This window comes from Cytobacillus depressus (genome assembly GCF_008923245.1).
Classification (GTDB): Bacteria; Bacillota; Bacilli; order Bacillales; family Cytobacillaceae; genus Cytobacillus; species Cytobacillus depressus.
Map to the genome: position 1 here is coordinate 187,185 of NZ_WBOS01000001.1, position 12,455 is coordinate 199,639.

A 12,455-nucleotide genomic window follows, 5' to 3' on the forward strand; every position below is an offset into this window, starting at 1 on the left:
TTATAATTAACAACTGCACTTATTCTCATTCGTGATTTTTAAAAGTTCACATAATTAAAAAATTGCTTTGTCATAAAAATTAAAAAGCCCCTCAATAGGAGCTCTTGTTTTCTATGCGTTATTTTCTTCTTTATATAAATCAAGGTATAAATTTCGTACGATATAAGTTTTATACAATTCCAGCTTTTTTAACTCAATTGGATGCTTTTGTAAACCTGCTTCCTTTAACTTTTGAATATACCAGCCTTTTGATCCTCTATACGCCATTGTCCATCCCCTCCTAATGCTTGTCCATATTCATATATATGCACCCGTCATCCGTTCAAGACCAAACACATGCAAATAATTCATAAAAACAATCAAGAATATGTTATAATTTCTTTTTCGAACTTAAAGTGAAAGAGGATGAAAATGAATCAAACATTTACGTCAAGAGAAAAAATAAAGCAGCTGCTAACCATATTAATTCCAATTTTAATTACGCAGCTTGCCATGTATTCGATGAGCTTTTTTGATACGATGATGTCTGGACACTATAGTTCTGAGGATCTTGCTGGAGTCGCCATTGGCTCATCTCTTTGGTTGCCTGTATTTACGGGGCTGAGCGGAATATTATTATCGATTACTCCCATCGTCGCACAGCTAATCGGAGGAAAAAAACGCCAAGAGGTTCCGAATTCAGTCATACAAGGAATCTACCTTGCTTGCGTGATGGCCATTATTGTTCTCATAGCTGGCAGTTTTGCCCTAAATCCCATTTTAAATGCCATGAAATTAGAGGAGGCCGTTCATTTAAAGGCTTATGGCTTTTTAGCGGCTTTAAGCTATGGAATGCTGCCATTATTCGTTTACAATGTTTTACGGTCATTTATGGATGCTTTAGGAAAAACAAGAGTAACAATGTTCATTACATTAATGGCTCTGCCGATTAATATTATTTTTAATTATTTATTAATTTTTGGAAAAATGGGTTTTCCGGAACTTGGCGGGATTGGTTCAGGTTACGCAACAGCAATTACTTATTGGCTTATTACATTGATTGCTATAATTATTGTGCATAAATCCCTTCCTTTTTCCTCTTTCGGTATTTTCCGAAAGCTCTACAGCGTTTCTTTATCGAAATGGAAAGAAATCCTATTGATCGGTGTACCAATTGGGTTTGCAATCTTCTTTGAAACAAGTATTTTTGCAGCTGTGACATTGTTTATGAGTAATTTTAGCACAGTAACAATTGCTGCTCACCAAGCAGCATTAAATTTCGCTTCCTTCCTTTATATGGTTCCTTTAAGCATATCGATGGCATTAACGATTGTTATCGGTTTTGAAATTGGAGCTAAACGATTCAAAGATGCGAAAGAATACAGCTGGATTGGAATTACCATTGCCGTTCTTATGGCTTTCCTATGTGGTGTGGTCTTATTTTTCACCCGAACAGAGGTAGCTGCTATTTATTCAAAGGACCAAGAAGTAATTCAGCTGACTGCTCAATTTTTAATTTATGCAATCTTTTTCCAGCTATCAGATGCGATTGCGGCACCTGTACAAGGGGCGTTGAGAGGCTATAAGGACGTCAATATGACACTAATTATGACCTTAATCTCTTACTGGGTCATTGGACTGCCATTCGGTTATTATCTTGCCAATTACACGAGTTGGGGCGCATTTGGATACTGGATTGGGTTAATAATCGGCCTCGCAGCAGGAGCTATTTGCCTGTCAAGCAGACTCATCATGATCCAAAGGAAAAATGTAATATACCAAAAAAAACTTGCGAAATAATATTAAAAAGGGGTGAAAATTTTTTCTCCCCTTTTTTATTCTCTAAACACCTTCCCCAACACATCCATTCCTCCAGTTATCGGGATAATGCTGCCGGTAATAAAATCGGATTTTTCATCAATTAGAAACGATATAACTCTTGCGATATCTTCTCCTGTTCCTGGTCTTCCGATCGGGGTATTTTCGTCATGAACTCCCCTAGCTTGGAAAATCTCTTTTTCCTTCCAATCTTTCGTAATATCTCCAGGACAAATCATATTGGCTGTAATTCCATGAACCGCTTCTTCAAGAGCAATCGTTCTAGTTAAAGAGGCCGCTCCGCTTTTTGCCGCTGCAAATGCGGATCGATAAATCCATCCTGGTACTGTCTCTACTCGATCAAACCCTATAGAAATAATGCGCCCCCAGCCCTTTTCGCGCATTTTGGGTATTATTAGCTTACTAATATAAAATAAAGCATTTAAATTTCCATTGATCATGTAATTCCACTCGGTAAATGAATACTCGGTCATAACTTTTCTCTCATGCATGTATGGACCTGCATTATGTATAAAAATATCTATACTAGAAAAATTGGACAGTGCTTCATTTACTATTCTTTGGCAATCTTCTACATTTGTTATATCGCCGCCAATAGCCATATTTTTAGTACCGTAGTTTTTAGTTAATTCCTCTGCCAGTGAGACAGCTTCCACTTTGCTCTTGCGATAATTGATGGCAAGGTGAACACCATTTTCGGCCAGCTGATAAGCGGTTCTTCTGCCAATACCTGCTGCTCCTCCTGTTATTAAAGCTGCTTTTTCTCTCACGAACATACCTCGCTATATGATTTATTTTTATTACACCCTTAATACAAATATAGTGAAGAACGTCTATGATATGCAAATGAAATGAATATTATATGAAAGAATCCTTGTGAACCATGAATTTTATTAACGATTAGGCGTGTACCTGCATACGTTAAACCAAACGAATGAACTTGAAGACTGTTTTCGAAAGGAGGATACCCTTTGTTTCCCTGGAATTTATTCCCTTTTAATAAAGATATGAAAAATATGATGAAGCAAATAAAGCCAGATGAGATTGATAAATATGTCCAAAATATGATGAGCCAAATGCTTCCCGAACAGATGAAGGGCATGCAAGGCACGATGAACCCGCAAAGCTTTATGTCAGGCTTTCAAAACGCTGAAAAGCAAAACACGCAATCATCATCGTCCACTCTACGCTCATCTGTTTTCGAGACACATGGGGATGTTTTTGTTAGAATCCCGATTAAAGATGAAGAGTGGCTGAAAAATATGAAGATTTATCATACATCAAACCAGATGATGATTGAGCACATACCAGAAAATGATGATAAGCATACAATTATCCTCCCCGCCTTAGTGAAAAAAAAAGGAGCAACTGCTTTTTACAAGGACGGCATGTTAGAAATGAAAATCCCGAAAAACGTCGATATGCAGTATTCTGAAATAGATATTACCGAAATTATGTGATTTCTTTTTAGGATAGATGATTAGGAGGAATATCCGTGGAATATGAAAAATTAAAACAATGGATGGATTTAACGAATCAATATCAAACAAAAAGCTTTTGGAATGATGTGTTTGAAAGCAAACAAATTCATGCAACTGAGGAATTGGCGGCAAATTTTTTTTCAAACCAGGACATTTTTCCACGCTGTGATGTATTTGAAGAAAATGAATGTCTCATTGTAGAAGCCGAGCTCCCTGGGGTAGAAATAAATGAGATAAAAGTATTTCTTAAGCAAGATGAGCTAATCCTAAAAGGAGAATGCAAAACGATCAAACCGTCGATTAAGTATTATTTAAAAGAAAGACCAAACAGAACATTTGAAAAAAAGATTACGATCCCAGTTCAAATTAATCGACAAGAAATTCAAACCCATTTTAAAAATGGTATATTATCCATTATCCTTCCATTTAATCAGACAGATCACGAAAATATTCCAATCACGCTTAATCATGAAGAATCCTCTTCATCATGATTTGTTCAAAAAGAAAAAGAGCAGCCAAAGACTGCTCTTTTTCAAACTGTGCCAATATTATTTACCAATAAATTGTTGTGTCCAGTAGTTACCTTCTGCTACGTATCCAACACCGATATGTGTGAAGCTTGGATTTAGGATGTTTTTACGGTGACCGTCAGAGTTCATCCAAGCATTAACTACTTCTTCAGGTGTACGTTGACCCATCGCAATGTTCTCACCTGCTGAACTGTAAGTGATGCCAAATTGCTTCATCATATCGAATGGTGAGCCGTAAGTTGGGCTATTATGATCAAAGTATCCTTTTGTTTTCATGTCAAGAGATTTTGCACGAGCAACTTTGCTTAAGTTTACATCTAATTGTAATGCTGGCACGCCGTATTTCGCACGTTGTTGGTTCGTTAATTCAACTACTTTTTGCTCATAAGCACTTACAGATGAAGACGCTGGAGTAGTCGGTTGCTGTACTGGCTTTTGTGCAGTTGGTTGTTGTTGAACCGGCTTTTGTTGTACTGGTTGTTGTTGTACAGGTTGCTGTTGAACTGGCTTCTGTACAGGTTGCTGTTGAACTGGCTTCTGTACAGGTTGCTGTTGTACTGGCATTTGCCATGTTGGAGCTTGTCCAAACTGCTTATTTAGATCATTCATATTCCATTGAATATTGAAATTTTTAAGAGTGTTTTGCAGAATGCTATTAAGTTGATCATTGTTTATATTAGTAGGTTGAGAGTAAAATACTTTTGCTTGTTGTGGCGTTGGGCAATAAGATGCTGCTGCTGCCTTGTTCACCACTGGATTAGAAACTAGTAATGCTGCTGCCGCTGCTACTGAAAATAACATTTTTTTATTCATCTATAAATCCTCCTTGAAGTTGAAGTTTTATGTGTTGGCTAACTTGCATAATCATCATAACACATGGTTTTTCGTAATATTTATAGGAGAATTTAACAATGATCTTAAAACGGTATAAGTAAATTGCATAAAAAATAACCTGAATCTAGTAAACCCTTAAAATAAAAGGCTTTTTATAAAACAGAATGGAAGTAAGACCCATGGATATCCCACCCAATCATGGAATGCTATTAAACTAACTTCCATAAAAATACTAGTAATTCAATATTGACAGGTTTTTTGGCAGAGTGCTTGTTTTACTTTTGTTACGATGGTGTTACATGTGTAAAGGTTTTTTTAACTAGATTTCTAGCATTGGAAGGGTAATTCTGACAGTCGTCCCTTCCCCCAATTTACTAGTAATTAATAGTTTACCGCCATGAAGACTTACGATCTTTTCGACAATAGCAAGCCCTAAGCCGGTTCCCCCATCCTTTCTTGTTCTCGCTTTATTCACTCTATAAAAACGCTGTTTAATTTTAGGAATATCCTCACGGGGAATGCCTGATCCTGTATCAATAATTTCTATCAAACAGCCTTCCTTCACTTTTGCAAGTGTGAGAGTTATCTTGCCTTTTTCTGTATAGCGAATAGAATTATCCATAATATTTTGGATTACCTGTTCAAATCTGCCCTCATCCCCATAAATGATAATATCGGGGTCAAGCATATAATGTAGCTTGACGTTTTTTTCTTTTAAAACCGGCCAAAATTTTTGCAATGAATCTTCTATCACTTGTGATAGGGAAATGGGCATTTTTTCAAGCCTAAATTCTTCAGAATCAAGCTGTGACAAATCTAGCAAATCCCCAACAAGTCTTTCCATTCTTCCCGCTTCCCTATGAATAAGCTGTAAATAGCGCTCACAATCCTCTTTCACAATCCCCGAAATTAATGCTTCACTATACCCTTTTACATAGCTGATTGGTGTCCTTAATTCATGTGAAATATTAGCAAGAAATTCTTTTCTTCGTTCATCTTCGCGCTGAATAGATGCTGCCATATGATTAAAAGCGTTCGCGAGCTGCCCGATTTCATCCGTAGAATGATTGAGAACTTGAATGGAGTAGTCACCATTTGAAACATGCTCTGCTGCACGCTTCATCTCTAGTAAAGGCTTTGTGAGCCTTTTTACGAGCACCGTTCCAAAAAAAATCGCGATAACTAAAAAAAGCAATGCAGCAATTAACCATAAATAAGCAAAATCTGTCGTTACTTCTGAAATTTTTGCTAACGGCAAATAAAGATAAATTATTCCCTCTAGCCGGGCTTGGTCAAGGAGGGGAATAACAACCGCCATAATGTCGCGATCAAAACGTTCCTCATAGCCGATTTTTTGAACAGGATTCCCCTTCAGTAATTCTTCTCTTTCCTTCCCGCTAATTAATGCTTCATAATCGATTTCAAATGGTAAGCATGCACTTAATTCTCGTGGATTGCTGACGATAAATATTTCTAATTCAGACTTCGATCCATACCACTCAATTTTTTCTTTTAATTCCTCTGTCAATGGTCCGCCTTCATAATCGCTTGCTAATCGCTGTCCTTCTTCAATTAATGATGTTTCGACGTTGTTAACATACATTTTTTCATAAAAAAAGTAGGATAAAAAATAGGAATAAAGAATCGTAATAATAATCGCCGCTGTAATAGTAAACCAAAGCTTTTTGGCTATACTACTTTTTATCCATTTCATTTTGCCGGCACCTCAAATTTATAGCCGATTCCCCATACTGTTTGGATATAATCTGCGACACCTAGCTTCATTCTTAATGTTTTAATATGAGTGTCTACTGTTCTCAGACTCCCTATGTAATCCAAACCCCATACAAAGTCAAGTAGTTGTTCTCTGCTTAATGCTTGAGACTGATGATCGATGAAGCAAAGTAAAAGCTCGAATTCCTTTAAAGTTAATACAATGCGCTCCCCATCCACCCGTACACTTCGAGCAAGCCTGTCCATTTCGATTTTCCCCATATGTAGGTGATTGTCCTGTTTTGTTATTCCCGCCCTTCGTAAAATCGCATGAATTCTTGCAATAAGCTCACCAGGACTGAAGGGCTTAACAATATAGTCATCTCCGCCAAGCTGTAAAGCCTTTACCTTGTCCCATTCTTCCCCTTTTGCCGATAAAAAAATAATTGGGACATCGTATTCTTCTCGAATCTTTGTACAAACTTGAAACCCGTCTTCATCAGGCATCATAATATCAAGAATGATTAAAGAGATGGGTGTTTCCTTCAAAATGGCATACCCTTCTTGTCCATCATCTGCAGTGAAACAGCGAAACCCCGAGTTTTCAAGATACATTTCTAAAAGATGCCGCATATCTTCCTCATCATCGATGATAAGGATGTTTAATTTCTCCATTCACTTCTCTCCCTTAAAGTCGCCCCTGCTAAGGGCGCTTCCGCTTTTCTTTGTCTAGCTCCAGCGCCTAGGGGCTCGCCGACTAAGTACGCCACGTTCTGTGGCAACGTCGGCACTAGTACGTCCTGTACGTCGGAGGTCATAAGCCAATCCATCCAGCAGGTTAAAAAACAACCTCCTTGATGGCTCGTCTTATGCTTGTCGCCCCTGTTCAAGGCGCTTCCGCTTTTCTGATCACAATTTGAAATGGGCCTTTTCCAACGGGGATTGTTATAATACTCTCTAAGTTATCGGGGTTAATAATATGGACATCATTGCTATCATAGCCGGCCACCATTAAATATTGATCTAATAAGGCCATATCAAATGGGTTAGCCCCTATTGTAGTTGAATTGATTACATTGCCATCTTCATTCAATTTATAAAGCATATTTGATCCATGACTAAGAACAAAAACATGATTGGAGAATCCTAAAAAATTTACTGGCATAGTAGGGGCTGGAATCTTGTATTTAAATTCTCCAGATTCAGAATCGTACACATGGATATCCTTTTCCACTTCAGCACCTGATCCATGGCCTCCAATCCAAAGTTCATTTTTACCATCATTTAACCATGCTCCAGCAGCTGCCGGATGGATATGAAAATTAGCCAATTTCACCAATTTTCTTAAATCAATCACGGTAAGCTGTTCGCGATTAAAACTTAATACATAAAGCTTTTGTTCCTTTTCAGACTCGAGAATGGTAAATGGATTCCTCTCCGTTTTAATGTCGGCTTTTTCTTGACCGTTTAGATCAAAGAAGCGAATCTTATTTTGATTTTGATCGGCCAACGCTATATACGTGTTTTTTTTAAGTAGCTTGCCGTTCACAATTCCTTTTCCTGTATTCCAGCTCCCAATCGATATTCCTAATTTTAAGGAATATAAATCAGCAGTTTCAAGCTGTTTCCCATATAGTAATAACGTATCTCCATCTGGGAAAATAACAGCGCCAGTATATGGCTTATTCAGCTCCCAATCTGTCAGCTTTTTCATATTTACAACATCAATGAAGGAGACAGACATATCTTTAATATTCACACTCGCGGCAATTGAAAGATCAGGTTCAATAGGGGAATATTTTTGGCTCGTACAGGAAGAAAGAAATACAGCTGCCAAAATAATAAAAACCATTCGGAAAATAGGCACGATTTTCTCCTTTTTACATTTTTCTTCATTATATTGCCTATATGTGTTTAAATTGTGAAGTTATCCTAATATTCTTATATCCCTATTTCATGAGCATCATTAACTCTATATGCAGCCTCATTAATGCCAACTTACTTTCATCTGCTAATTCAGACTCCATAATTCTTTTCGTCGCTAAATAAAACTTATCCATTGGGTTTTTTCGAACACGCGGATGAGCATTCTCATCTTTCATTTCTCTCATAATAGCTTCTTTTAAAATCGCTTCAGACTCAGACCCTTCCTCAACAAAAAGTGGCCTATTTTTCCATAATTTCCGATATTCATTTAGTAAACATTTGTAATCAAGCATATTCATCTTGCCTTTCTATAGTAGTGATAGTAGTGATACTTCCATTTTTACATATTTAAAATCGGTTTTGCAAAAAATAGGTTAACAATCATGAAAGGAGAATGTAAATGAGTACACCATATTGCTGCCCGAATTGCAAAACAAATCGCAGCCGTTTCAATATTATTAGACAAGTTCCGCAGTCTGTTAAGCTTGACCCCCAAACAGGAAACATTATTGAACAATATTCGAGCGGAGAATTAAGCCCCTTTCACATGGCATACAAAGGTCCTGAGATTAGGGTACAATGCGGCTCGTGCGGCTTAGTCGAGGATGAGCGAACGTTTATCAAATTTGGTCAAATGTAAAAAAACTTGAGATATTTACTCAAGTTTTTTTATTGAGCTTTAATTCAGTTTCTTCTAAAAAGCGCACACTATCAATTTTCCACGCATCTGCCTGTGAAAAACGAACTAAATATATTTTTCCTTTAAAGTATTTCTTGCCTTTATTTTGAATAATAAATTCAATATCAACTGGTACTTCAATACTTAACTCATTTAAATGATCCTCTACAGGGACAATGGACATTCGATTTAGATTTATATTTTCGATTTTTCCCAGTAGTTTTTTCTCTTTTATTTTCTGTAAGGAAAAGGTTGATATTATTACTTCATCTTGCTGTTTAAACCCAGAAATAAAGGCACTAATGATTTCATATGGATCTGCACTGCTGGCATATTCCTTTAATCTCCCTGCAGCTTTTAAAATCATTAATTTATGCGATAAATCCATAAAGTTTGTCCGATGGGTTGTACTTCCATGAAAATGAATACAAAAATGGCCAGGAAAATCATTTTCTAAAGCGCCCGCTCCGTGTGGCATTCCATGCATAGAAGCCGCAATCCATTGACCTTTATGTATGACAATAATGGCTCTTCTCTTCCAACTCCATTTGCCATTATAAATTTCCTTCATTATTTTTGTTTCTTTTGCCGTTAACGGCTGCACATCGGCATGATGACTGCCCGCCCGTCTTTGCACTTTAAATTTCTTGCCTGTTTCAACATCCATAACTGTAAATTTACTATATTTCGGCAGGACTTTATTCACCTTATCCCAAGGAAGCATCTCGATTTGACCGCCTACTTCTTCATCAGCATTCACAGTTGTACTAAGCAATAACATCGAAACAGAAAGTAGAATTGCAACGAAAGATTTCATATTCTCCACTCAATTTCTTTGTTTTATTAGCAAATCCTTTTTCCTTCTCGAATAGTTTTCAAAAAAAGCCGTAAATGTATTCATTTTGGTAAAAAAAAAATCGTGCTGAATTTCTACACGATTCTTCCTTAAGTTAGGAATTTCTATTCTCTAATTGTTTTAGCTTATCATAAATCAGCTGCCAATCCACTTTTTCCCCGATAAAAACTAAGTTCAATGGCATATTCATATTTTCCTGTAAATAAATAGGCATCCCGTATGAAAATTGAAATAAGAAAGGATAGGTCGAGAAGGTAAATTTAATATATCCTTTTATTCGGTATATTGTATCGGGCAGGTTTCGTAAGAAATTTTCAAACTCATTTTGATCCACACTGTTTTCAAACTTATAGACGAATGTACTTAGCTTTAAGTCTGTCGTAACATGTGAACTTATTTGTGAATGCTTTTTACCTCCAGATAACTTCCTTACATACTGTATTGGTACTTTCGAGTATGTAGTTAATAAAGTGAAGGCTTGACCATTCAGTGATTGAATTTCCATAGAAAGCCTTGCTTGTTCTTCTTCATTTAATACATCTGTTTTATTTAATAAAATTAAATCTGCATGACGGACTTGTTCAATTAATAGCTGCTGTACTTGGGGACTCAAAGATTTGCGGTTTAACCATCTTTCCCCATCGACTACTGAAATAATACCCTTTACATGTATTTTGTCTGCGAAAAGCGGTGACAAAACATCATCTAATACTTCAACAGGATGGGCAGCACCTGTTGCTTCTATATAAATGACATCCGGTTTTTCTAGGCTTAGCAGACCTTGCAGTTGAGCCTCTAGTTGATCTTGAATAGAGCAGCAAATACAGCCATCAAGCAGCTCTTTGAGCGGAACATCGTCCTCAACAGCATCAGAATCAATAGACACCTTGCCAAGCTCGTTCATCATCACAGCTACTTTTCGATTTTGCTTTTTTTCTTCTGTTAATAGCTGTTTTAATAAGGTTGTTTTTCCACTGCCAAGAAACCCGGCAAGCACATAAATTTCAGTCGTCATCATTTTCGTCCAGTTCTCTCCTATGATCTTCAAATATGTCAATAATCAAGTTTTTTAGCTTTGCTTCTAATGAAGGGATAGATAATTTCATTAAATAACCAACTTTATGAAACATCTCCGCCTTGCATTTCCATATGGGAATCGAACTGTTTGGGAAATACATGCCATTTTTCTCCACACCAAGTTCCAAATACGACTCATAACGATCAGAAAAAATATCCTCATCGGTCGCTTGTTTCCCTTTTATTTCTCTAATTAGCTCAATAATGAATTGCTCATTCAACGCATTGAACTTTTGCTTATACATCGTTTGAAGCTTTTTTCCTATTTGCTCACACTCTTCTTCAAGCTTAGCAATATCCTTTTTAATCTGTTCGTTTAGATCAACAATTAATTTCAAAAAACCACCTCGGATTAAAATGGAGTCCTAATGACACATTTTAGCTGATTTTCTCTTATCAAACAAACGATATGTTCTGCCTGAATAAGAAAAGCGAGCTAATGCCCGCTCCTTAATGTGTTAATAAAAATTGCTTAATTGCTTCTTCGTTTTCATGAAAATCTAATTGAAGAACAGAGCCTGCATGCTGATAACTCTTATTTTCAAAGCTATTCGCGACAGGTATTCTTAATGTTTGAATGTCATTCACAGGATTTAAAAGAAAGCTTGCCCCCATTGAAAAAGCTTCATCAAATTTCAAATCCGTTTCGACATTTTGCATTGCTTGCTTAATAATATCGGGAAATTTCGCAATTCCTTCAAGCGTAGAAAATTGATTAATGACTTGTTCTTTCAGTGAAATTAGCACCTCTTGCTGTCTTTTAACCCTGCCAAAATCACTCATTTCATCATGTCTGAATCTAACATAAGACAGTAGATCCTTTCCATGAAGCTTTTGTTTACCTGGCTTCACTTGTAAATTCATATCCTTGATCATTGCCTCTGTAACCACGACATCTATGCCATTTGGGGCAATCGTATCCATCATGTTAATGAAACCATTAAAGTCAATGATCGCCATATGATCGATTTTCACCCCGAAGTTTTCTTCAACCGTCCTCTTAAGCAAATCCTTTCCCCCAAGATAGTAAGCATGATTGAGCTTACTATAATGTAATGGGTGATCTGGGATTTTCACAAAACTATCCCTCATTAAGGATATAAGCTTCATCTTTTTATCGGCGGGTTCATAACGCGCAAGCATAATTGTATCTGAACGGGAATCCTTTTCTCCTCTGCTATCAACACCAATCAGCAAGAAGTTTTTTGGCTCTTTTGCTAATTTAAATGGCTCAACAGGAATAGTTGGAATATTATTTTCCATAACTTTTTCGATTACATTCATCGGTTTTGGGCTTGCTTTTTCATTCATATTTCTCTCAGAAAAGCTTGAACTGCATGCATTTAATAAAACACAAATAAAACTTAATATAAGCAGCCTTCTTAACAAACAAATCACCTCTGATGCGGAAAAACTTTTATAGAGGGTATACATGTACTTTCATTGTTCGAAAAATAGGCTGTTTCTATACCCGGTCATTATTTGAAAAAAGAAAAGTGGAAGCGCTTTTGGAACAATTAAAGAACAAATTGTTCCTTCGA

At 36.6% G+C, this 12,455-nt stretch carries 15 protein-coding genes; 4 read left to right on the plus strand and 11 right to left on the minus strand.

What is annotated here, in order from left to right; translation table 11 throughout:
• Nucleotides 1–111: 111 nt before the first annotated feature.
• On the minus strand, nt 112–267 hold the full coding sequence (locus F7731_RS00845; protein WP_151532877.1) for a DUF2639 domain-containing protein: 156 nt from the start codon (nt 265–267) through the stop codon (nt 112–114).
• Between the two features lie 144 nt (nt 268–411).
• On the opposite strand from F7731_RS00845, the gene F7731_RS00850 reads away from it, so the two are divergent.
• Nucleotides 412–1,779 (plus strand): MATE family efflux transporter, encoded by a 1,368-nt coding sequence (locus tag F7731_RS00850; RefSeq protein WP_151532878.1) that lies wholly within the window; start codon nt 412–414, stop codon nt 1,777–1,779.
• A gap of 35 nt (nt 1,780–1,814) precedes the next feature.
• Here the strand turns inward: F7731_RS00850 and F7731_RS00855 are convergent, their stop codons facing one another.
• A complete protein-coding gene (locus F7731_RS00855; protein WP_151532879.1) occupies nt 1,815–2,588 on the minus strand; it encodes an SDR family oxidoreductase in 774 nt (257 codons plus the stop codon).
• 201 nt (nt 2,589–2,789) lie between these two features.
• Here F7731_RS00855 and F7731_RS00860 point away from each other — a divergent pair, with 201 nt between their 5' ends.
• Nucleotides 2,790–3,278, plus strand: coding sequence for an Hsp20/alpha crystallin family protein (locus F7731_RS00860; protein WP_151532880.1), 489 nt, complete (start codon nt 2,790–2,792; stop codon nt 3,276–3,278).
• Nucleotides 3,279–3,313: 35 nt separating this feature from the next.
• Nucleotides 3,314–3,790: an Hsp20/alpha crystallin family protein gene (locus F7731_RS00865; protein ID WP_151532881.1), complete on the plus strand. Its 477-nt coding sequence runs from the start codon at nt 3,314–3,316 to the stop codon at nt 3,788–3,790.
• A 57-nt stretch (nt 3,791–3,847) separates the two neighbouring features.
• On the opposite strand, the gene F7731_RS00870 is transcribed toward F7731_RS00865, so the two are convergent.
• The 5 genes from F7731_RS00870 to F7731_RS00890 form a co-directional block, all read right to left on the minus strand.
• Nucleotides 3,848–4,642, minus strand: coding sequence for a CAP domain-containing protein (locus F7731_RS00870; RefSeq protein ID WP_151532882.1), 795 nt, complete (start codon nt 4,640–4,642; stop codon nt 3,848–3,850).
• A gap of 340 nt (nt 4,643–4,982) precedes the next feature.
• Nucleotides 4,983–6,377: a sensor histidine kinase gene (locus F7731_RS00875; protein ID WP_151532883.1), complete on the minus strand. Its 1,395-nt coding sequence runs from the start codon at nt 6,375–6,377 to the stop codon at nt 4,983–4,985.
• The gene (locus tag F7731_RS00880; protein WP_151532884.1) at nt 6,374–7,051 is read right to left on the minus strand and encodes a response regulator transcription factor; all 678 of its coding nucleotides are present in this window, start codon (nt 7,049–7,051) and stop codon (nt 6,374–6,376) included. Before F7731_RS00880 ends, F7731_RS00875 begins: the two co-directional genes overlap by 4 nt.
• A 211-nt stretch (nt 7,052–7,262) precedes the next feature.
• A complete protein-coding gene (locus tag F7731_RS00885) occupies nt 7,263–8,243 on the minus strand; it encodes a YncE family protein (RefSeq protein WP_246197107.1) in 981 nt (326 codons plus the stop codon).
• An 82-nt stretch (nt 8,244–8,325) separates the two neighbouring features.
• The gene (locus F7731_RS00890; RefSeq protein ID WP_151532885.1) at nt 8,326–8,595 is read right to left on the minus strand and encodes a hypothetical protein; all 270 of its coding nucleotides are present in this window, start codon (nt 8,593–8,595) and stop codon (nt 8,326–8,328) included.
• A gap of 107 nt (nt 8,596–8,702) precedes the next feature.
• On the opposite strand from F7731_RS00890, the gene F7731_RS00895 reads away from it, so the two are divergent.
• Nucleotides 8,703–8,942 carry a DNA alkylation repair protein gene (locus F7731_RS00895; protein WP_151532886.1) on the plus strand — a complete coding sequence of 80 codons (240 nt, stop codon included), beginning with the start codon at nt 8,703–8,705 and terminating at the stop codon, nt 8,940–8,942.
• A gap of 19 nt (nt 8,943–8,961) precedes the next feature.
• Here the strand turns inward: F7731_RS00895 and F7731_RS00900 are convergent, their stop codons facing one another.
• The 4 genes from F7731_RS00900 to F7731_RS00915 all read right to left on the minus strand — a co-directional run bounded on the left by F7731_RS00900 (nt 8,962) and on the right by F7731_RS00915 (nt 12,303).
• Nucleotides 8,962–9,798, minus strand: a complete 837-nt coding sequence (locus tag F7731_RS00900) for a hypothetical protein (RefSeq protein WP_151532887.1) — start codon at nt 9,796–9,798, stop codon at nt 8,962–8,964.
• Nucleotides 9,799–9,931: 133 nt separating this feature from the next.
• Nucleotides 9,932–10,855: a CobW family GTP-binding protein gene (locus F7731_RS00905; protein WP_151532888.1), complete on the minus strand. Its 924-nt coding sequence runs from the start codon at nt 10,853–10,855 to the stop codon at nt 9,932–9,934.
• Nucleotides 10,842–11,252, minus strand: coding sequence for a hypothetical protein (locus F7731_RS00910; protein ID WP_151532889.1), 411 nt, complete (start codon nt 11,250–11,252; stop codon nt 10,842–10,844). Before F7731_RS00910 ends, F7731_RS00905 begins: the two co-directional genes overlap by 14 nt.
• A 112-nt stretch (nt 11,253–11,364) precedes the next feature.
• A complete protein-coding gene (locus F7731_RS00915) occupies nt 11,365–12,303 on the minus strand; it encodes an LCP family protein (protein ID WP_246197108.1) in 939 nt (312 codons plus the stop codon).
• Between the last annotated feature and the right edge of the window lie 152 nt (nt 12,304–12,455).

What these genes read in the sequence shown, in the direction of transcription:
- F7731_RS00895 (WP_151532886.1), top strand. Translation starts at nt 8,703, where the DNA reads ATGAGTACACCATATTGCTGCCCGAATTGCAAAACAAATCGCAGCCGT.
- F7731_RS00905 (WP_151532888.1), bottom strand. Translation starts at nt 10,855, where the DNA reads ATGATGACGACTGAAATTTATGTGCTTGCCGGGTTTCTTGGCAGTGGA.
- F7731_RS00845 (WP_151532877.1), bottom strand. Translation starts at nt 267, where the DNA reads ATGGCGTATAGAGGATCAAAAGGCTGGTATATTCAAAAGTTAAAGGAA.
- F7731_RS00880 (WP_151532884.1), bottom strand. Translation starts at nt 7,051, where the DNA reads ATGGAGAAATTAAACATCCTTATCATCGATGATGAGGAAGATATGCGG.
- F7731_RS00875 (WP_151532883.1), bottom strand. Translation starts at nt 6,377, where the DNA reads ATGAAATGGATAAAAAGTAGTATAGCCAAAAAGCTTTGGTTTACTATT.
- F7731_RS00850 (WP_151532878.1), top strand. Translation starts at nt 412, where the DNA reads ATGAATCAAACATTTACGTCAAGAGAAAAAATAAAGCAGCTGCTAACC.
- F7731_RS00890 (WP_151532885.1), bottom strand. Translation starts at nt 8,595, where the DNA reads ATGCTTGATTACAAATGTTTACTAAATGAATATCGGAAATTATGGAAA.
- F7731_RS00870 (WP_151532882.1), bottom strand. Translation starts at nt 4,642, where the DNA reads ATGAATAAAAAAATGTTATTTTCAGTAGCAGCGGCAGCAGCATTACTA.
- F7731_RS00900 (WP_151532887.1), bottom strand. Translation starts at nt 9,798, where the DNA reads ATGAAATCTTTCGTTGCAATTCTACTTTCTGTTTCGATGTTATTGCTT.